Consider the following 19,799-nt stretch of genomic DNA (forward strand, 5'->3'; position numbering starts at 1 on the left):
AAACGGTGACTTAGTTTACGGCCAAGCCGGGGTTACGCTGACCGCGAACCTTGCATTCCAGGCCCATGACGTCCAGTTCCGAAGTCTCCTACCTGCACACCGCCGCCGAGAGCATGGACCGGGTGATCGGCAAGCCCGGGCGCCGGCGCTGGCCGCTGCTGGCGGCGATCGGCGTGGCGCTGATCGCCATCGTGGCGCTGATCGTCTGGCTGCTGCCCGGCGCCAACTCCATCGCAGTGAAGGCCAGCGAGACGCAGATCGCGCAGGTGCGGCGCGAGCCCTTCCAGGACTATGTGCCGGTCCGCGCCGAGGTCGCGCCGCTGACCACCCAGTTCGTCACCGCCATCGAGGGCGGCCAGGTGAGCCAGGTCCTGGTGCTGGACGGCTCGGAGGTGGCGGCCGGGACACCGATCGCGCGCCTGACCAACCCGCAACTGCGCCTGGCGGTGGTGGCGCAGGAGGCGGAAATCTCCGGCAAGCTCGGCGACGTCAGCGCCCAGCAGCTGGCCCTGCAGAAGGCCCAGTCGGACCGCGAGCGCGACCTGGCCCAGGCGACCTACGAGCTGCAGAAGGCGCGCCATGAGCTCGATCGCCGCCAAACCCTGCACGATGGCGGCTTCGACTCCGATGTGGCGCTGCAGACGGCGCGGGACGACGCGGCCTACAACCAGTCCCGCGTGGCGGCGCTGCAGGCCAACAATGGCCGCGAAACGGCGCTGGGCGCGGCGCAGGCCGGCCAGGTGCGGGCGCTCTCCGCGCGGCTGAACGACAACCTGACCGCGGTGCAGGCGAGCCTGGACGCGCTGACCATCAAGGCCCCGATGAAGGGCCGCCTGACCAACTTCCTGCTGCAGCCCGGCCAGCCGCTGAAGGCCGGCGACAGCGTCGGCCAGGTGGATTCCGAGGGCGCCTACAAGCTCACCGCCGAGCTCGACGAGTTCTACCTGGGCCGCGTCGCGGTCGGGCAGTCGGCCAGCGCCGACATCGACGGCCACGCCGTGCCAGTGAAGGTCGCCCGCGTCCTGCCGCAGGTCACCCAGGGGCATTTCCATGTGGAGCTGGCGTTCCAGGGATCGATGCCCGCAACGCTTCGCCGCGGCCAGAGCCTGGATGTGCGCCTGATCCTGGGCGACACCCGGCCCGCGCTCGTGCTGCCCAACGAGGCCTGGCTGGAAGGCTCCGGCGGGTCCTTCGCCTTCGTGGTCCGCCCCGATGGCCACACGGCCGACCGCCGCGCCATCACCGTGCGCCGCCGCAATCCGCAGCAGGTGGAGGTGGCGTCCGGCCTCTCGCCCGGCGAGCGGGTGGTGGTCTCCTCCTATGCCGGGCTCGCTCCCTACGCCCACCTCATCCTTCGCTGAGAGACGCCTCATGATCGTGCTCGCCGACATCAACCGCCTGTTCCGCTCAGACGAGGTCGAGACCACGGCGCTGCGGTCCATCGACCTTTCCATCGAGGAGGGCGAGTTCGTGGCGATCATGGGCCCGTCGGGCTGCGGCAAGTCCACGCTCTTGAACACGCTGGGCATGATCGACCGGCCGACCAGCGGCCGCTACCTGTTCCGCGGCCAGGAGGTTACCGACCTGGAGGAAGCGCAGCTCGCCCGCATGCGGCGCGACAACCTGGGCTTCGTGTTCCAGAGCTTCAACCTGATCGACGAGCTGACCATCGCCGAGAACGTCGAGCTGGGGCTGGTCTACCGCCGCTGGGCCGGCAAGGACCGCAAGGCGCGCGTCGAGGCGGCCCTGGACCGCGTCGGCGTCGCCCACCGCGCCCGGCACTATCCGCACCAGCTCTCCGGCGGCCAGCAGCAGCGCGCGGCGATCGCCCGCGCCATCGTCGGCCAGCCCTCGCTGATCCTCGCCGACGAGCCCACCGGCAACCTCGACAGCGAGAACGGCGAGCAGGTGATGGAGATCCTGAAAAGCCTGAACCGCGAGGGCGCGACCATCGTCATGGTCACCCACTCGCCGCGCCACGCCGACATCGCCCAGCGGCGCATCGACATGCTGGACGGCCGCATCGTCATCTCCGCCAGCCGCGCCGCCTGAGGCCGGGCATGTTCGCCCACTGGCTCCTGACGTTCTACCGCTCCGTCGCACGGCACAGGCTCTACGCGGCGATCAATGTCCTGGGCCTGGCGCTGGGCGTGGCGGTGTTCCTCGTGCTGATGCTGGTGGTGCATTTCGAGACCAGCTTCGAGGCCTGGATCCCGCACGCGGACCAGATCTACGTGGTCCAGAGCAAAGACTTTGTCGTGGGAGGGTGGGACTCCAGTACGAAGGGCGCGCTTCTGGACGAGCTTCAGGGCGACTACCCGCAGATTGTGGGGACCCGCGCCAACGGCGATCTGGCCACCGTCCGGCAAGGCGCCACGATCACGCCGGAGCACGTGACGTGGGTGGACTCGAGCTTCTTCAAGGTTTTCGACCTGCCCTTGATCGCCGGCGACCGGACCCTGGCGCTTCGGGCGCCCGACGAGATGGTGATCGCGCAGAGCAAGGCGCGAAGGTACTTCGGCGCCGCCAATCCCATCGGCCAGCGGTTGACGCTCAGCCTCGACAAGAAGGTGCGGACCTACCGCGTCGTGGGCGTGATCAAAGACCCGCCGCCGACGACCGACTTCATGTTCGACTTCCTGGTTCGCATGGAGCAGCCGACGCCGGATGAGATTCCCCGATGGCGTTGCTGGTGCCGCAGGAGCGCCTCAACCTATCTTCGGTTCGCGACGCCGGGCGCGGCCAAGGCGCTGGACGAGGGCTTCGAGAGCTTCATCGATCGGCACTACGCACCCTCAAGCGAAAACCCGCCGCGCAAGGTCCTCGCCCTTCGCCTGACGCCCCTGCGCCATCTGCACCTGATCGTCCCGCCCGCCGGGGCGATTGTCGCCGCCATCGCCGCGGTGGCGGCGCTGACCCTGCTGCTGGCGGCTGTGAACTACGTGAACCTCGCGACCGCGCGGGCCTCGATGCGGGCCAAGGAGGTGGCGCTGCGCAAGGTGATGGGCGCCACACGGCGCGGGCTGATCGCCCAGTTCGTGGGCGAGTCGGTGGTAGTGGCCCTCTGCGGCGCCTTGATGGGCTTGGCCCTCTGTGAGCTGGTGCTGCCGCTGTTCAGCGCGGCCATCGGAGTCACCCTCAAACTCGACTATCTCGGCGACCCCTGGCTCGCCGGAATGATGGCGTTCGTGGTCCTGGTGGTGGGCGTCGGCGCGGGAGTTTACCCGGCCTTCGTCCTGTCGCGCTTCCAGCCGGCCAGCGTGCTTGTCTCCGCGCGCTCGCCCGGCGGCGGACGGGTGGGCTCGCGGCTGCGCGAGGCCCTGGTGATCCTGCAATTCGCCATCGCCATCGCCTTCACCATCGGCATGGCGGTGATCGTCAGCCAGGCCGCCTATCTGCATCGCGCCGACCTGGGCTTCCGGCGGCAAGGCCTGATCCAGGTGGATTCCTTTCCGCACGAGGACCTCACCCCCGAACAGCGCGCCAGCCTGCTGACCGCTTGGCGCGCGGAGCCCGGCGTGGTCGCCGCGGGGCAGGCGAACAACGCGCCCGGCTACAATTTCCGCCTGATGAATACGTTCAAGCGCGCGGGCGCGCCCGGCCATGGGCCGATCATCGACACCGTCGCGATCGGGCCGAACTTCCTGCAGACCTATGGCGCGCGGCTGCTGGCCGGGCGGCTGCCTGATCCCAGCCGGGCCGCCGACTTCTCCGTCTCGCCGGACGACGGGGCCAGCATCAACATCGTGCTCAACGCCCGCGCCGTGCAGGTGCTGGGGTTCGCAAGGCCACGTGACGCCGTCGGCCAGAGCCTAGAGGGGGGGACCAAGCCCTTCACTGTCATCGGGGTGGTCAGCGACATGCGGTTCAGGTCGCCCCATGAGAAGCTCGCGCCGATCATCTATCTGGCGTTCTCGGGCCCCATCGACGGCGCGGAGGCGGCGGTCCGTTACGCCGGCGTCGACAGCGACGCCCTGATGCCGCGGCTGGCGGCCGACTGGCGGCGCATCGTGCCCACCGAGCCGTTCCTGGCCAAGACCATGGCGGCCGAGCTCGAGCCCTACTACCGGACCGACGAGCAGATCAGCCGCATGCTGACCCTGGCCGCCGTCCTGGCGGTGGCGATCGGCTGCATCGGCCTCTATGGCCTGGCCTCGTTCAACACGGCCCAGCGGGTCAAGGAGATCGGCATCCGCAAGACGCTGGGCGCCTCGACAGCGGATATATTGCGCCTGCTGATGGGCCAGTTCCTGCGGCCGGTGGTGCTGGCCAATCTGGCGGCGTGGCCGCTAGCCTATGTGGCGCTCAGCGCCTATCTGGTCGGCTTCGACCAGCGGGTGGCGCTGACACCGGCCTATTTCCTCATCGCCTCGGCCATGACGCTGCTGATCGCGGTGGCGACCGTCGCGGCCCAGGCGCTGTTCGTCGCCCGCGCGCCGCCGTCCAAGGCGCTTCGCCATGAGTAGCGCGCCCGCATCCCCCATCCGCAATCCACGCCGAGAGCATCGCCATGCTGGGTAACTACGCCCTGTCGCTCTACCGCACGCTGAGCCGGCACAGGCTCTACGCCCTGCTGAACACCTTCGGCCTGGCGCTGGGCCTGGCGGTCTGCACGATCCTGTTCCTGGTGGTCCGCTTCGAGACCGGCTTCGACCACTGGGCGCCGCACCGGGACGCCATCTTCCGGGTCAACCAGATGTCCACCTGGCCCGGCCAGCCGCCGCACCATTCCTCGCAGACGCCCTACCTTCTGCAGTCGCGCCTCCTGGCCGATTTCCCGCAGATCCGCGCCGCCGCCCGGGTGATGGACAACAGCTACGTGGTCCGCAACACGGCCCGCAACGGGGGCCAGCAGGCCTTCGAGCGGGTGATCTTCGCCGACCCGTCGGTCTGGGACATCTTCCCGTTCCCGTTCGTGGCGGGCGACCGGGCGAGCTCGCTCAACGACTCCACCGGCGCAGTCATCACCCAGGCCACCGCGCGCAAGTATTTCGGAACCGACCAGGCCGTGGGCCGACGCTTGACCATCGTCATCGACGGCCAGCCCCGCGACTACCGCGTGAGCGGCGTGCTGCGCGACCTGCCGCCCGACAGCAACCTGGTGCTGGATATCGTGGTCCGGCTGGTCCCGGAGATCCTGACCGGCCGCAAGGACTTCATGCCCAGCTGGGGGTCCAACTGGATGGCTACCTTCGTGCGTCTGGGTTCGCCGGCGGACGCGGCCACCATCGACCGCGAATTTCCGGCCTTCGTGGACCGCGAGGCGACCGATATGCAGAAGCCCGCCAGCCAGCATGTCCACTATAGACTGGCGCCGCTGGCGAAGCTGCACCTCACGGACTCGACCGTGGACGTTTTCAGGCCCGCCGTCGACGGCCTGTTCGTGACCGCCCTGGGCGTGATGGGCGCCGTCACCCTGCTGATCGCGGTGGTCAACTATGTGAGCCTGGCCACGGCGCGGGCCGGGATGCGGGCGCGCGAGGTGGCGATCCGCAAGGTGATGGGTGCGACGCGCGGCATGCTGATCGCCCAGTTCGTCGGCGAGTCGGTCGCCGTCGCCTTGGCGGCGGGACTGATCGGCGCCGCCCTGATCGAGATCGCCCTGCCGGCGGTGAGCGCGGTGCTCGGCGAGCCTATCCGCATGACCTATTTCGGCGCGCGGGGCATGCTCCTGCCCCTGCTTGGCCTGTGCCTCGTCGTCGGTCTGGCGGCGGGCGTCTATCCGGCGGTGGTGCTGGCGCGCTTCCGCGCCGCATCCGTCCTGGCCTCAGCCCGGGCTCCGGGCGGCGGACGGGCCGGCGCGCGGCTGCGCGAGGCCCTGGCGGTCGGGCAGTTCGCCATCGCTATCTGCCTGATGGTGTGCACGGCGGTGATCTTCGCCCAGATGCAGTATCTGCGCGGCGCCGAGGTCGGCTTCCGGCGCGACGGCCTGCTGATCGTGCGCGGCCTGGGCGACCAGCAGGTGGCGCCGCAGATGCGCACCATCGTCGAGGCCTTCCGCCATACGCCGGGCGTGCTCTCGGTGACGGCCTCGGACCGCCACCCGGACCCGGAGTCCAACAGCAACACCAATGTGGAGCTGGTCGGGAAGCCGGAGATCAAGCCCTCGCTGCTGTACGAACGGATCGGGTCCGACTACGCGCGGACCTATGGCCTCAAGCTGGTCGCGGGCCGGGTGCTGGACGAGAGCCATGGCGCCGACGACCGCGCGGGGGAGACCTACGACCAGATCGCTGACGCCGGCCGTGGCATCAACACCATGATCAACGCGGGCGCCGCGCGCGAACTCGGATTCACCGATCCCGCCAAGGCGCTGGGCCAGCAGATCATCTTCAGTCGGAGCGACAAGGGCAATCGGGCGATCGCCACCATCGTCGGCGTGGTCGCCGACGTTCGCTTCGACTCGCCCCGCCTGCCGCCGCCGCCGCAGTTCTACCTCCTGAACAGCCGCCTGGGTCCGCCGAACGCACCGAGCGCCTGGTCCGCGGCGGTGCGGGTGCGTGACGGGACGCAGGCGGAGGTCCGCCAGCGGCTGGAGGCGGTCTGGCGCGGCCTCGCGCCCGGCGCGCCGTTCCAGGGCGAGACGGTGCAGGTGACCATGAAGCCGTTCTACGACAGCGACGCGCGGCGCGGGCAGCTGTTCGCCGCCGGCGCCGTGCTCTCGGCGGCGATCGCCTGCCTGGGCCTCTATGGGCTGGCCGCCTTCAACACCAGCCGGCGGGTCAAGGAGATCGGCATCCGCAAGACCCTGGGCGCCTCGACCGCCGACGTCCTGCGCCTGCTCATCGGCGAGTTCCTGCGTCCGGTCCTGTGGGCCAACCTGATCGCCTGGCCGGTGGCGTACCTCGCCATGAGCTGGTGGCTGGCGGGCTTCAATGAGCGGATCGGGCTCAATCCCGTCTTCTTCCTGGTCCCGAGCCTGGCGGCGGTCCTGGTAGCGGTGCTGACCGTGGCCGAGCAGGCGATCCGGGTCAGCCGCGCTGAGCCCTCGCGCGCGCTGAGGTACGAGTAGGCTGAATCGAAAATCGGCGGGATCGAGTGCTCTTGGCGTCCTCGCCCCCTTGCGGGGCGAGGGTAGGGAGTGGGGGTGTCATCGCCGTGCTTATGGGCCGAAGCGCAGTCCTCACAGCTTGCACCCCCACCCCTGACCCCTCCCCGCAAGGGGGAGGGGAGGCCGCTGGGCTGGCGCTCCCGCCGCGCGGCGGGCAAGCTCAGCTCAAAAGGGGAGCGCCGCATGGGAATCGCTGGATTTCGCCGGTGAGTGAGCCGGGGCCACGCGCCGCCTGGTGGCGGATCATGGACCTGCGGCTGGGCATGGTGCCCGTGCCGGTCGCCATTGTCGGCGTGGCCGTCACCGCCGCCTTCGTCTGGCTGGGCGCGCCGCCGTCGGACATCCTGATGAACATCGTGGTGCTGGCGGTGGGCGGCTTCTTCTGCGCCGAGATCGGCAAGCGCACGCCCGGCCTGAAGAACCTGGGCCTGGCGGCGATCCTGGCGACCTTCCTGCCGTCGTACCTGGTCTACGCCCACCTGCTGCCGGGGAGCCTGGTGAAGTCGATCACGGCGTTCACCGACAACTCCAACTTCCTCTACCTGTTCATCGCCGCGATCATCGTCGGCTCGATCCTGGGCATGGACCGGCGCGTGCTGATCGCCGGGTTCGTGAAAATCTTCGTGCCGCTGGCCATCGGATCGGTCGTCGCCTGCGCCGTGGGCTGCGCGGTCGGGACGGCGCTGGGGCTGGGGCTGTCGCACACCTTCTTCAAGGTTGTGGCGCCGATCATGGCCGGCGGGGTCGGCGAGGGCGCGATTCCCCTGACCATCGGCTACGCCAATTTCTCGCACCAGCCGCAGGGCGAGCTGTTCGCGCAGGTGCTGCCGGCGGTGATGCTGGGGAGCCTGACGGCTATCCTGTTCGCGGGCGCGCTGAACGCCGTCGGCAAACGCTATCCGCACCTGACCGGCGAGGGGCGCCTGCAACCCGGCGAGCAGGACGACGAGCCCTTCGCCACGCCGGACGCTGAACGCGCGCCGGTGACCCCGGCCGACGTCGGCGCGGCGCTGGTGATGGCGGTGACGCTCTATCTGGTCGGCGCGCTCGCCCAGAAGCTGTGGAACTGGCCCGGCCCGGTGGTGATGCTGGCGCTGGCGGTCCTGATGAAGTTTGGCCACGTGGCCTCGCCCAGGCTGGAGCGCGGCGCCTTCGCCAACTTCCAGTTCTTTTCCCAGGCGGTGACTTACCCGCTGCTGTTCGCCATCGGGGCCGCCAAGACGCCCTGGGAGAAGCTGATCGGCGCCTTCAACCTGCCGACGCTGACCACCATCGTCGTCACCGTGGCGACGCTGATGGGGACGGGCTTCGTGGTCGCCCGGTTCGTCAGGCTCTATCCGATCGATGCGGCCATCGTGAACGCCTGCCATTCCGGGCAGGGCGGCACCGGCGATGTGGCGATCCTCACCGCCGGCAACCGCATGCAGCTGATGCCCTTCGCCCAGATCGCCACGCGGATCGGAGGCGCGATCATGGTGACCTTGACTCTGGTCCTGTTCGCGCGCCTCGGCGCCGGCGGCTAGTTGGCGCCGCCGCCGTTCTTGGCGATGTAGGCGTCGAGCGCCTCGCGGGCCTCGCTCTTGCACCCAGGGGTGTCGGCGAGCTTCAGGATGTCGTCCAGGCTGTTGGCGTCAGGGCAGAGCGCGCCGCCGCGGCGGGCCCCGAAGGTGCGGCCGGCCGGCGGCGGGTCGATCAGCGACTTCAGGCTGTCGAACTTGGCGCCGTCGCTGGCGGCGAGCTTCGCGCCGGGGAGCGTGACGCCGGCCGCGCCGGCCTGCAGGGTGGTGATCTCGCCGGACGCGCGCATCACGGTCACGCTCTTGCCGGCCGCCACGGGCACGCGCATGCCGGCGTCCAGCGCCATGCCGCGCTTGATGCCCGGATCCGTTGAGTTGACGACGATGTAGTCGCTGGCGTTCGCCGCGCCGGCCACGCCGGCCGCGAGCAGAACGCCAAGAATGAAGCGACGCATACGGAACCTCTTGTTCAACCACCGCGCGAAAGCGGTGAGGTTTGTTCTTCTCTAGTACCACAAAGGTACGTGCCGCGGTACCGTTTGGCCTCAAGCAAGGGTGAGGCCAATTGTCATTCTTTTAACGTTACCCTCGAAAATCTGACGAGGCCGTACTTGGCCAGCCACACGAGGCCGCGCTCCAGGAAAGGCCGTTCTTGTGGCGGAAATCCGCTCAGGATCGCGCCCACCGCGGCCGGGCGGTCGTGCGACAGCGCCGCGATCAGGGCTTCGGTCTGCGGCAAGGTGGGCAGCCGGCTCTCCGCGCCGCGCACCGAAGGCGCGGCCATGATCGCCGCCAGGTCGGCCGGCGCGAACGCCCGGGTCAGCTGCACCGTGTCGGTGTGGGCGAGCGTGTGGCTCGGATAGGCCGCGAACATGCGGAAGGGGTCCAGCGCCCAGGGGTTCTCCAGGCCGACGCCCGGCGCCTGCGCCGGCGCGGCCCTGCGCCGCCGCTCGAGCTCGCGCCACAGCGTCTGGTATTGCGGGATCACCGCCTTCCAGTCGAAAACCGAACGCGCGCGCGCCATGGCCGAGGCGCCCATGCGCGCCCGCCGCTCCGGGTCCTGGATCAGCGCCGCCAGCGCCTGGCCGGCCCGTTCGACATCGACCGCGGTGAACTGCGATTGGGCGATGAAATAGCGGTCGTAGCCGCCGATGCCGTGGGCGTAGCGGTAGGCGAGATCGGCGCCGAGGCCGGGCCGGGGCGTCGTCGTCCGGATCAGGAAGCCGTCCGTCCCGTGGCGCAGGCTGGCGCGATAGCCGTCCCAGTCGGAGACCACGCAGGGCAGGCCCGCGGCCATGGCTTCGGGGACCGTCAGGCCGAAGCTCTCCTGCACATTGTCCGAAAATGAGATGAAGGCGTCGGCCGCCGACCAGATCGGGCCGTGGGCGTCGGGCTGCGCCTCGCCGACGAAGCGCAGCTGCACGTCGGGGCAGAAGGCCTGGGCGGCCTCGCGGAAGGCCTGGTCGGCGTCCGGCGAGAAGGTGCCGCCGAACAGGATCCAATAGACCGGCTGGCGGGTGCGGCGGGCCGCCTCCTGCAGGGCCAGGCCCATGGGCGCGGGGTTCATCTTGGTGGCGATGTTGAAGCGGCCGAAATAGAGCGCGGCGAAGGCGTCCTGCGGCACGTCGAGCGCGTCGCGCCAGCGGCGCCGCGCCTCCGGGTCCGGCGTGAAATCCTGGGTGTGGACGCCCAGCGGGATGGTGACCAGCTGGGCGGCCGGCATGCGGGTGACGCCGAAGCGGTCGTGCAGGTACTCGGCGACCGCCGCCAGCTGGGTCTGCACGGCGCTCTGCACGGCGGGCGAGGTGCAGATGAGCGCGTCCCAGGTCTCCACCGGCCCGATCAACAGGCCGGCGATCTCGGCCATGATGTGGTGCTCGGCGATGGTGTGGGTGACGCCGGTCAGGGAATAGCTGGCAGCGCCGGCCTCGCGGCGCGCCCAGGCCTCCTGCCGCAGCTCCGGCGTCGGGATGTGCACCGCGCCCGGCGCGGCGAGCGCGGCGCGGTCGGGCCCGATCCAGGTCAGGGGCTTGCCGGGCGGACCCAGCCGCTCGAGCAGCGGTGCGAATTCGGCCACGGGCCGGTCGCGGACGTTCCACAGATAGACCTGCTCGACGTCGGCGTGCTGCAGGAAGCCGCGCAGAAAGCCCTCGCCGGCCGACTGGCGGCCCAGCGGGCGCGCCAGGGCGGCGTCATAGGGCTCGCGATCGAAATAGATCGCGGCGTTGCCGGAACCGGCCGCAGCGGGGCGAGACGCGGCGATGCCGGGGCGTCCGCTAGGGCTGGCCGGCCGCCGCGGCGGCGGACGAGGTCGGCATGGCCCGCGCGCCATCGCCCACGATGGTGAAGGGCGCCCAGAAGTAGGGGTGCGACCAGTCGGGGCTCTGCTGCAGGACGACCTGCGCCTTCTGCAGGGCCTCGGCCTCGCTGCCGCCCTGGGTGGAGAACAGGCCGGTCATCAGCCGCACCGTCGCCGCGGAGTCCACGGACCAGTGGCTGACCACCAGGGCCCGGCCGCCGGCGTAGATCACCGCCCGGGTCAGGCCGCCCAGCGCCTCGCCACCGCCCTGCAGGCCGGTGAGGTCGGCGGCGTCGGAGCCCGCGCCGCCGGTGTCGCAGGCCGAAAGCACCACCAGGTCGGCGTCGAGCTTGAGGTCGAGGATCTCGCTGGCGTCCAGCAGACCGTCGCTGTCGGCGCCCGCGCCCACCGAGGTGACCAGCGCCGGCTCCGGCAGGCAGGCCGAGGGCTGCGGCAGCAGGCCGTGGGTCGCGAAATACAGCACCTTGAAGTCGCCCAGGTCGCTGCGTGACTTGACCGCGTCGTCGGTGAACGCCTTGCCGATCAGGAGATCGTCGGGGCGGGTGTCGTGCAGGCTGGCGCTGACCTTGCGCACCTCGTCGGCGGTGTCGGGGAGTTCCGGCAGGCGCAGCAGGGCCTGGCGGGTGCCCTCGCAGACGTTCGCGCCATTGCCGCCGGCGATCGTCCCCGAGCGCTTCAGCACCGAGGCGTAGGCGCGGGGCTCGGCCTTGGCGCTGGCCGGGTCGGCGAAGGCCAGGAAGGTCTGCTTGGCGCGGGACGGGCTGAAGGCGCGGGACTGCATGAAGCTCGCCGCCGACAGGACGAGCGAGCTGTCCAGCCGGGCGCCCAGCCAAGCCACCTTGCGGTAGTCAGGCTCCTTGCCCTTGGCCAGGCCCGCCAGCAGCGGCGCCGGGTCGTCCATCACCAGGGTGGCGACCGGGAGCGAGATCAGCGCGCCGTCCGGCTCGTAGATCAGGTGCTTGGCGGCGGCGATCTCGCCGCGCACCGGCCCGGCCAGCTGTTGGAAGAGGGCGTAGGACTTGGCGATGTCGAACGCGGGCAGGTTGTCTTCCGCCTCGAAGGGCGCGCGGATGGCGCGCACCGCGGCGGCGGCCTGATTGCGCGACAGGGTCAGGGCATAGGATTTCGCGGCGGTCTTGGAGACCAGGATGCCGTAGCCGCGCGGGCCCAGCAGCACCAGCTTCAGATAGACCTCGTCGGGCCGCAGCGCCTTCTGCAGGTCGCCGATCGCGGCGGTGGAGGCGACCAGCTGGGCGTAGCGGGGATTGGCCGCCAGCAGCTGGGCTTCCAGGGTGTCGGATTGGGTCTGCAGGGTCTTCAGCTGGGCGTCGAGCGTGGTCTTGGCCTCGCCGGCATAGGCGCCCTGCGCCTGGGCGTTGGCGATCCTGGCCTCGGTGGCGCGAAGCTCGCGCTTGGTGTCGTCGAGCGCGCGCACCAGGCCGGTGATCGCGCCGTCGCCCGAGGCCACGCGCGCGGCCAGCTTGGAGACCGTCTGGGCGGTGGCGTTGGAGACCACGCTTTCGGCCGCCGAGAAGAAGCGGCCCTTATAGTCGTCGGCATGGCTCGGATCGGAGGCGATCTTGGCCAGCAGCAGGTCGAAGTAGGGCGCGGCGTCGTCGGCCGAGGCGCCAAGCGAGCCCCGCTGGCTCTGGAACAGGGAAAACGCCCGGCCGAAGCTCGCCAGCGCCGCGTCGTCGCGGCCGGCCAGCATCTGGGCGTGGCCAAGCTGCAGCAGGAGGCCGCCTTCGGTCGCCGTGCCGGCATGGCGGGCGCGCAGGATCTGGATCGAGGTGGTCAGGCGGTCGGCGGCCTGGCCGGGCTGGCCGGCGGCCAGATCCAGGTCGGCGATATCGGCCTCCACGCGGCTGCGCAGCCAGACGTTGAGGGCGCCGTCGGCCTCGCTGGCGGTCAGGGTGCGGCCGGCCTGGGCCAGCGCCTCGCGCGCGCCGGCGTCGTCGCCCTGGGCGGCCAGGGACGAGCCGATGACCTCCCAGGCCTGGGCGTCCTGCACCAGGAACTGGTCGTTGATCGAGACCGCGCCGCCACCGCCCATCAGGTCCTGGCCGCCGGAGCGGGTGTTGAGCGCGTGCGACAGGTCGGACCCGATGGCCACGACGCCGCCGGTCGCCACGACGGTCGGGCCCTTGACGGTCAGGCCGCGGGCCGTGCGGACCTGTTCGCGGGCCTGCAGCGTCGCCCGCGCGGCCGTGACGGCTTCGGAGAACTTGCCTTCATTGCGCAGATGCAGGGCGTGGTAGCTCAGCGCCTGGGCGGCCAGCACCGGGTCGCCGGCCTGGGCGACCTGCGCATCGGCGGCGGCGAACTGGCGGTCGGCCTCGGCGAAGCGGCCATTGTTGGAAATGTTGAGCGCCAGGTTCAGCAGGGCCTCGCCCTGTTCGCGCGGCGAGGCGTTGCGCGCCTGGGCGTCGGTGGCCAGCGCCTGGAAGTCGGTCTCGGCCTCGTCGAAATGCCACTCGTTGTTCTGCACATAGGCGCGCGCCTTCAGGCGGGCCGGATCGGTGGCCGCGGCGGCCTGGGCGCGGGCGAGGCCGCCCGAGGCGCCCCCGAAGTCGGCGGCGATCTCGGCGCTGGCGGCGGAGACCTGCACCTCGGCGACCTTCGGCGGCCTGGCGGCGCCGGAGACCACCTTCAGCCCGGTCTCGAGCACGTCGGCGATCTGGCTGGCGCCCTCGGCGACGTAAAGGCCGCCGCCCTTCCTGGCGCCGTAGGTGAGGTAGGTGGCGTTGCTGGAGGCCGCATGGCAGGCGCGCCGGTCGACGGCGCCCAGGCCGGCGATCGTCTCCGGTTTCGCCGCCGCGCAGGTCGCCCGCGTCGCGAGCGCCTGGCTCCAGGCGCTCTGGGCGGCGGCGTTGGGCAGCACATAGATGCGGCCAAGGTTCACGTCCCAGCCCCGGCAATGGATGTTCCAGCCGCGCCGGCCCTGCGCCTGCACCACCGGGTCGTCGTAGTCGCGCACCGCCTCGCAGACCGCGCCTGAGGCGGCGCTGCGGCCAAGCGGGATCAGGTCGGCCCGGGTCTGGGCGTGGCCCGCGCCCGTGAAGCCCAGGAGCAGCATCGCGCCGCTTAGTGCGGCCCAAGTCCGGATGAGCGGGATCCGCGCGCCGGTCATGGCTTGCTCCCCTGCGGGCTCGGTTTGGCGTCCTTGTCACGCTTGCGCCAGATCTCTTCGCTGCCGGCGCCGGTGGTGACCGGATCGGTGAGCACGGCGTCGGCTTCCGGCGGCGCCGAGGACAACAGCGGCGGCCCGCTGTTGCGTCCGCCGGCGGCCTTGGCCGCACTGCCCTTGCCGCCGCCGCTGGAGCCGCCGCCGGACGAGCCGTCGCCGGAGTCCCCGGAATCGCCTGACCCGCCGCCGGCGGTGTCGGCGCCCAGTCCGCCGCCGCCGGTCGAGCTGACATTCAGCGTGGGCGTGTTCTGCGCCAGGTTGCTGGTCACCGTGGTCGCCCCCGCGCACTGGTTGGTGCCGAGCGTGCAGCTGTCGAAGCGGTAGATCGCGCCTAGCGGGGCGGAGGTCGGATTGCCCGCGGAGTCGACGATGGTGAAGGCCACGCCCGCGCCGGCCGAGAAGCTCGACACCACCTGGCCGCCCTGGCTGACGAACGAGCCGTAGAGGTCGACGAGCTGCGGCGGATCGATGATCAGGTCCGGCGTGACGGCGGTGGCGCCGGGCTTGCCGGTCAGGAACAGGCCCACCGACTGGTCGGGCGTCGGGCCGGTGTTCTGCGAGACCACCTTGCCCGAGGCGGAGAGCTCCAGGTCGCCGGCCGCCACCAGCACACGGTTCTGCTCCGCGGCGGTCGCCGCCACGCCGGCCGGTTTGTTCTTGCCGATCTCGATGTCGGCATTGGACGTCGACTGGATCAGGCTGATGAAGCGCTGAGAGCCGATGATGATGTCGTTGGTCGCGAACAGCCGCACGTCGTCGAAGTCGCGGACGTTGGAATAGCTTCCGTTGCTGTAGGCCGCCGCGCCGATCTGACCGCTGACCAGGATCGAATCCGGCTTCCAGGACCCGTTGGCGTTGTCGCCGATGTGGACGACGCCGCCCGAGGCCGTGGGCGCGATCAGGCCCTGGACCAGGGCGTTGTGCCCGGTCCCGACCAGGAAGTTCACCTGCGGTGTCGAGGCCGGATTGACGTCCAGGTTGAGGATCGTCAGATCGCCGCGCGTCGCGCCGGCCGCGAGGCCCGCATAGAGGTTCACCTGGCCCTTGGCGTGGATCTGGCCGAACTCGGTGTTGTCGAGCCATAGGCCCGACGCAGGCGCGGAGCCGCCGCCGACCTGCAGGGCGCCGGTGGCGGATTCGATCTGCACGTTCTGGGCGTTGATCGCGCCGCCGAGCGTCAGGTCGTTGGCGATGATGTCGACATTGCCGGGCGCGTTGACGCCTTGCAGCGTGGCCATGCCACCGACGTTGAGCGTGACATTGCGGCCCGCGGTCAAGGCGCTGCCGGCGGTGAAGGCGCCGGGCGTGGTGATCGACAGGTCGCGGCCGATGGCGGCGAGCTGTTGGCCCAGCGACAGGCTGGAGCCCTGCACGATGAGGTCGCGGCCGGCCTGGAACTTGGCGACGTTGACCGCGCCGTTCGAGGCTTTCAGCGTCAGGTCCTGGCCCGCCATGACGGCGCCCGCGGTGACGCTGCGGCCGGTGAGGGTGATCGAGCCGGAGGACGCGGTGATATCGCCGACCGTCAGCGCGCCGACCGCGCCGATGCTCAGGTTGCGGGTGGCGACCAGGGCCGCCGACGAGGTGAAATCGCCGCCGGTGGTCATCAGGGTCACGTCGCGGCCCGCGGTCACGGCGTTGAAGGTCACGCTGGGCGCCGTCAGGCTGGCGTCGCGGCCCGCGGTCACCGTCAGGGCGCCGGGCAAGGCGGTCGGCAGCTGTACGGTGGCGTCGAGGCCGCCGACCACGCTGACCGCCGTGGCGCCGGTCACCGAGCCGGTCGCCGAGCCAAGGGTTGCGCTGCCGGAGACCGACTGGACGGCGAGCACGCGGCCGTTGCCGGCCTTGTCGGGATTGCCGCCGAAGCCCGGGCCGACTTGGTCCGCAGCGGCCCCGGTCAGGGTGGCGTTGGTCAGGGAGGCGTCACCGCCGCTGGCCAGCACATAGATGTCGTCGCCCGCCTTGGCGGTCCCCACCGAGGCCCCGCCGGAGGACGAGACGTAGATGTCGTTGGCGCTGACAGCGTGGGCGACCGTGATGCCGCCGCCCTGCAGCAGCACCTCGTTGGCGCTGACCGTGCCGACGTTGAGCGTGCCCGCCTGCAGATTGGCGGTCCCGCCGGCGGTCACCGTGGTGAGCGAGGCGGAGGCCAGGTCGACCGTGACGTTGCCGGCGGCGTTGAGCACGATCGATCCGCCCGAGGCGGAGCCCGATCCGTCGCCAAGTCCGATGTCGCCGGCCGACTGCACATTGAGCGTCTGGCCGGCGCCGCCGGTCAGGCTGAGGCTGTCGAACTGCACCGAGCCAGCCGAGCTGATCGTGCCGGCGCCTGCGGCGGTGACCGATCCGGCGAGAAGGTCGCCGCCTTCGCTCTTCAGCGTCAGGGCGCGGCCCGCCGAGAGGCTGTTGGCCTGCAGGGTGTCGCTGTCGATGATGAGATCCCGGCCCGCTTTTGCCGAGCCAAGGTTTATGGCCTCGCTGGCCATCAGTATGGTGTCCCGGCCGGCCGTGAGATTCGAGACCTCGAGGTCGTTGACCACGCTGTGCAGGCGCGCCGAGATGAGCGGGCCGCCGAGCGCCAGTTCGCACCCGCTGATGCAGTCGTCGCCGCCGCCTCCGAAGCCGTTGCCGCCGCCGCCGTCACAACCGATGGCGTCGAGATTGTTGCAGCCGTCGCCAGGCGGCGGCGGCGGCACGAAGGCCGGCGGCGGCCCGTCCGGCGGCGGCGGCGGGGGCGGGCGCACATAGGGGTCGCCGAACACCTGGCCGCCGGTCTCCAGCACGATGTCGCGCGAGGCCGAGGAGGTGCGCAGATAGATGTCGGTCGGGGTGCCGCCGGCGTCCGGCCCCGGCTGCTTGCCGACGATGCCGCTGCGGCCCGACAGGATGATGTCGCCGCCGTCGGCGGTCACCGCCTGGGCGGTGATCATGCCTTGCAGGTTGATCACCGAGCTGGAGGCCTGGCTTCGGCTGACCGCGGCCACGAACACCGAGTTGGCGCTGGTGGAGTTCTGCAGGTCCATCAGGACCTGGGCGTCGCTGCCGTTGGGAATGATGAAGTCGACCAGGTCGAAATCGCCGGGTGCGTTCTGCGCCAGGGTGAGCTTGAAGCCCGTCGCCGCGCCGTAAAGGACGTTGGAGCCGTTCTGGCCGGTGACGGCGGTCCCGGCGCCCGTGATGATGGTCGGCGCAATGATCGCCACCAGGCCGCCGTGGCCGTTGATCGAAGAGCCGGGCAGCATGCCGATCGCCGGCTGGTCGACGACCTCGGCGCCGGGGAAGACGAAGGTCAGGTTGTTCGGATCGAGGAAGGTCGCGAGATCCGGCGCGGCGGTGCTGAGCAGGAGGCCGCCGGCGTCGATCTGGGCGCCCTCGCCGATGATCATGCCGCTGTGCGAGGCGAACCAGATGTTGCCGCCGAACGCCCCGTTCACGTGGCCGGCGATCGTGCCGTCGATTTCCGGCGTCTTGTTGTCCTGGATGCGGTTGAGCACGATCCAGTTGCGGGCGTTGAAGTTGTAGTTGACCGTCTCGCCGCTGGCGACGTTGTAGGTCGACCAGTCGATCACCGTGCGCGGCGCGTTCAGCCCCACATTGGTGGTCCCGGCCGTGCTGCTGATCGAGGGCAGGGCGCCGCCCGGATTGACCTGGCTCTGCCCGGTCCAGACCGGCAGGGCGTAGCTCGGCGAGGCGATGGAAACGACAACGCCCATCAGGGCGCCGCAAAGCGCGGTGCGGCACAGGAGATCGCGCCGGGCCGGGGCGCCGCGGTGGCGGTTGATGTGGCGGGCGGGCGAAGAGGTCATGCTGGCGTCTCCCCCTAGAAGAAACTGGCGGTCAGGTTGACGAGCAGGCGCCCCGCGGGCCGCGGGCCCCCGGCCGTCACCGCGTCGATCGGCTTGGCGTAGGTGAGCTCCAGATTGGCCCGGTTGGCCAGCCGCAAGGTCACCCCTGCGCCGAAGGACCGCAGCGTCCGGCTGGGGGTCAGGCCCGAGAGGCCCGCCTCGTTGTTGTGTACGAACCCCTGGTCGTAGAAGACGAAGGGCGAGGCCAGAATCTGGGGATAGAGCTGCACGAAGGCGTAGCGCAGGTCGAGCGCCGCCGCGGCCCCGGTGTCGCCCAGCACGACCGCCGGGTCATAGCCGCGCCCGACGCTGAGATCGCCCAGCGAAATCTGCTCATAGGGCGTCAGCGCCTTGTCCGAGTATTGCGCCTGCGCGCGCAGGCTGGCGCTGATCGGGCCGGCGACCGGGGCGCTGACGCCTGCCGTGGCGCGCACCAGAAAGGCGTCGGGCGCGGCGAACTCGCGGGTCGCCAGGTCCGCGCCCTGGCGGGTCGCGCCCAGGCCGGTGAGCCCTTTGCGGAGCGTGAGCGAACCGTCCAGCAGGAAGTTCCTGTCGAAGCCGTAGGCGCGCATGTCGCCATCGGCGCGCAGGTAGGCCACCCGGACATTGTCCTTGGTGAGCGCGCCCCCGCCGACCTGGCCTTCGCCCTGATCGGTCTCCTGGTTGATGACGTCGAGCCCGCCGGCGATGTTGAGGTTCAGCCGCCGCCGGCGGATCAGCGGGTAGGAGAGCTCCACATTGCCCACCGCCGAGGTGGTCTTCAGGTCGAGCGGCTTCAGCACGTCGCCCGGCCGGCTCTCGCCATAGACCGCGGAGGCGTGGACCATCAGGCCGTCGGCGCCGATCCGCGCGGCCTCCTGCAGCTGGACCACCCACTGCTCGTTGGAATCGAGGGTGTGGAAGGCCACCAGGGTGGTGTCCTCCCCCAGCGGGGTGAAGCTGCGCGCATCGCCCCGCACCAGCCCGCCCCAGCGGCCGACGGTCTTGGAGCCCATGTTCTGGGCGTTGCCGACCGCGCTGAAGGCGGTGCGCGAGACCGTGACGTCGATGTCGACCGCGCCGCGCTCCGGGCTGACCGAAGGCTTGATCGCGGCGCGCACCCGGACGCCCGGGATATCGGAGGCCAGCAGCAGGTAGCGCTGGGCCTTCTTCATGTCGAAGGGCTTCATGCCCCGCAGCTTCTCGACATAGCGCTCGACCGCGGCCTGGGCCGGGCCGATGTCGCCGCGCACCCGGACGTTGACCACATGCGCCTCGATCACGTCGAGGATCAGGGCTCCGCCGGCGATCCGTTGCTCTGGAATTTCCACGCGGGCCAGGATGCCGCGGTCGAACAGCGTCTGCGCCGCCCGGTCGCGGATCTGGCAGATCACGCCCACCTTCTGCGGCTTGCCGATGAATTCGCGGTAGGTCGGCCCGAAGTCTTCCGCCTTCAGCGCCGTCGAGCCGCGGAAGGTCACCGCGCCCAGAGTCACCGACACGTCGGAGTCGGCCAAGGGGCAGGGCCCCGGCGGTTCCGGCTGGAAGATGTCGGTATCGCGCGGCTGCAGACGCGGCACGCGCGCCGCCGGATTGAGTTCCGGGGCCGAAAGTCCTGTGGCGGCGGCTGACGGGGGAATGGTTCCCGGCGGCGCCCCGCCCGGCGCCGTCTGAGCCCAGGCCGCTCCGGACCCGGTGAGCGCGGTGGCGGCAAAGGCCAAAACCGTGCGCGTACCGAGGCCTACGCGAAGCGCCCTCATCCGTAGCTTCCCCCCAAACACGAGCCGATTCTAATGCTTCGGATAACGCCAATTTACAATGGTTTTCTTGGATAAACAGCAACTTCGCGGCAGAGGCGAACTTCTCGTCGCATCGTCCATTGCGTCTTTCACGGGGCCCG

Annotated in this window: 10 protein-coding genes; 5 read left to right on the forward strand and 5 right to left on the reverse strand. The window is 70.7% G+C overall.

Features of this window, described 5'->3' with window-relative positions; all coding sequences use genetic code 11:
• The first annotated feature begins 65 nt into the window (after nt 1-65).
• The 5 genes from VKQ35_RS01535 (at nt 66) to VKQ35_RS01555 (ending at nt 8,574) form a co-directional block, all read left to right on the forward strand.
• Complete coding sequence (locus VKQ35_RS01535) at nt 66-1,361, forward strand: efflux RND transporter periplasmic adaptor subunit (RefSeq protein WP_324358280.1); 1,296 nt, start codon at nt 66-68, stop codon at nt 1,359-1,361.
• 10 nt (nt 1,362-1,371) lie between these two features.
• Nucleotides 1,372-2,052 (forward strand): ABC transporter ATP-binding protein, encoded by a 681-nt coding sequence (locus VKQ35_RS01540; RefSeq protein ID WP_324358282.1) that lies wholly within the window; start codon nt 1,372-1,374, stop codon nt 2,050-2,052.
• 8 nt (nt 2,053-2,060) lie between these two features.
• Nucleotides 2,061-4,466 carry an ABC transporter permease gene (locus VKQ35_RS01545; RefSeq protein WP_324358285.1) on the forward strand — a complete coding sequence of 802 codons (2,406 nt, stop codon included), beginning with the start codon at nt 2,061-2,063 and terminating at the stop codon, nt 4,464-4,466.
• 44 nt (nt 4,467-4,510) lie between these two features.
• Entirely contained in the window at nt 4,511-7,012 is a 2,502-nt protein-coding gene (locus VKQ35_RS01550) for an ABC transporter permease (protein WP_324358286.1), read from the forward strand.
• Nucleotides 7,013-7,257: 245 nt separating this feature from the next.
• On the forward strand, nt 7,258-8,574 hold the full coding sequence (locus VKQ35_RS01555) for a 2-hydroxycarboxylate transporter family protein (RefSeq protein ID WP_324358287.1): 1,317 nt from the start codon (nt 7,258-7,260) through the stop codon (nt 8,572-8,574).
• Here the strand turns inward: VKQ35_RS01555 and VKQ35_RS01560 are convergent.
• The 5 genes from VKQ35_RS01560 to VKQ35_RS01580 all read right to left on the reverse strand — a co-directional run bounded on the left by VKQ35_RS01560 (nt 8,571) and on the right by VKQ35_RS01580 (nt 19,659).
• Nucleotides 8,571-9,023 (reverse strand): hypothetical protein, encoded by a 453-nt coding sequence (locus VKQ35_RS01560; RefSeq protein ID WP_324358288.1) that lies wholly within the window; start codon nt 9,021-9,023, stop codon nt 8,571-8,573. The two genes, VKQ35_RS01555 and VKQ35_RS01560, sit on opposite strands and share 4 nt — an antisense overlap.
• 113 nt (nt 9,024-9,136) lie before the next feature.
• The gene (locus VKQ35_RS01565; protein ID WP_324358289.1) at nt 9,137-10,900 is read right to left on the reverse strand and encodes a glycosyltransferase family 4 protein; all 1,764 of its coding nucleotides are present in this window, start codon (nt 10,898-10,900) and stop codon (nt 9,137-9,139) included.
• On the reverse strand, nt 10,845-14,018 hold the full coding sequence (locus VKQ35_RS01570; protein WP_324358290.1) for a CHAT domain-containing protein: 3,174 nt from the start codon (nt 14,016-14,018) through the stop codon (nt 10,845-10,847). Before VKQ35_RS01570 ends, VKQ35_RS01565 begins: the two co-directional genes overlap by 56 nt.
• Complete coding sequence (locus VKQ35_RS01575) at nt 14,015-17,881, reverse strand: filamentous hemagglutinin N-terminal domain-containing protein (protein ID WP_324358291.1); 3,867 nt, start codon at nt 17,879-17,881, stop codon at nt 14,015-14,017. The genes VKQ35_RS01570 and VKQ35_RS01575 overlap by 4 nt, the downstream gene beginning before the upstream one ends.
• Before the next feature lie 14 nt (nt 17,882-17,895).
• Entirely contained in the window at nt 17,896-19,659 is a 1,764-nt protein-coding gene (locus tag VKQ35_RS01580; RefSeq protein ID WP_324358292.1) for a ShlB/FhaC/HecB family hemolysin secretion/activation protein, read from the reverse strand.
• Nucleotides 19,660-19,799: the final 140 nt, after the last annotated feature.

The sequence above is a fragment of the Phenylobacterium sp. genome (genome assembly GCF_035309685.1).
GTDB lineage: Bacteria > Pseudomonadota > Alphaproteobacteria > Caulobacterales > Caulobacteraceae > Phenylobacterium.

What these genes read in the sequence shown, in the direction of transcription:
- VKQ35_RS01570 (WP_324358290.1), bottom strand. Translation starts at nt 14,018, where the DNA reads ATGACCGGCGCGCGGATCCCGCTCATCCGGACTTGGGCCGCACTAAGC.
- VKQ35_RS01540 (WP_324358282.1), top strand. Translation starts at nt 1,372, where the DNA reads ATGATCGTGCTCGCCGACATCAACCGCCTGTTCCGCTCAGACGAGGTC.
- VKQ35_RS01575 (WP_324358291.1), bottom strand. Translation starts at nt 17,881, where the DNA reads ATGACCTCTTCGCCCGCCCGCCACATCAACCGCCACCGCGGCGCCCCG.
- VKQ35_RS01565 (WP_324358289.1), bottom strand. Translation starts at nt 10,900, where the DNA reads ATGGCGCGCGGGCCATGCCGACCTCGTCCGCCGCCGCGGCGGCCGGCC.
- VKQ35_RS01550 (WP_324358286.1), top strand. Translation starts at nt 4,511, where the DNA reads ATGCTGGGTAACTACGCCCTGTCGCTCTACCGCACGCTGAGCCGGCAC.
- VKQ35_RS01580 (WP_324358292.1), bottom strand. Translation starts at nt 19,659, where the DNA reads ATGAGGGCGCTTCGCGTAGGCCTCGGTACGCGCACGGTTTTGGCCTTT.
- VKQ35_RS01535 (WP_324358280.1), top strand. Translation starts at nt 66, where the DNA reads ATGACGTCCAGTTCCGAAGTCTCCTACCTGCACACCGCCGCCGAGAGC.
- VKQ35_RS01560 (WP_324358288.1), bottom strand. Translation starts at nt 9,023, where the DNA reads ATGCGTCGCTTCATTCTTGGCGTTCTGCTCGCGGCCGGCGTGGCCGGC.
- VKQ35_RS01545 (WP_324358285.1), top strand. Translation starts at nt 2,061, where the DNA reads ATGTTCGCCCACTGGCTCCTGACGTTCTACCGCTCCGTCGCACGGCAC.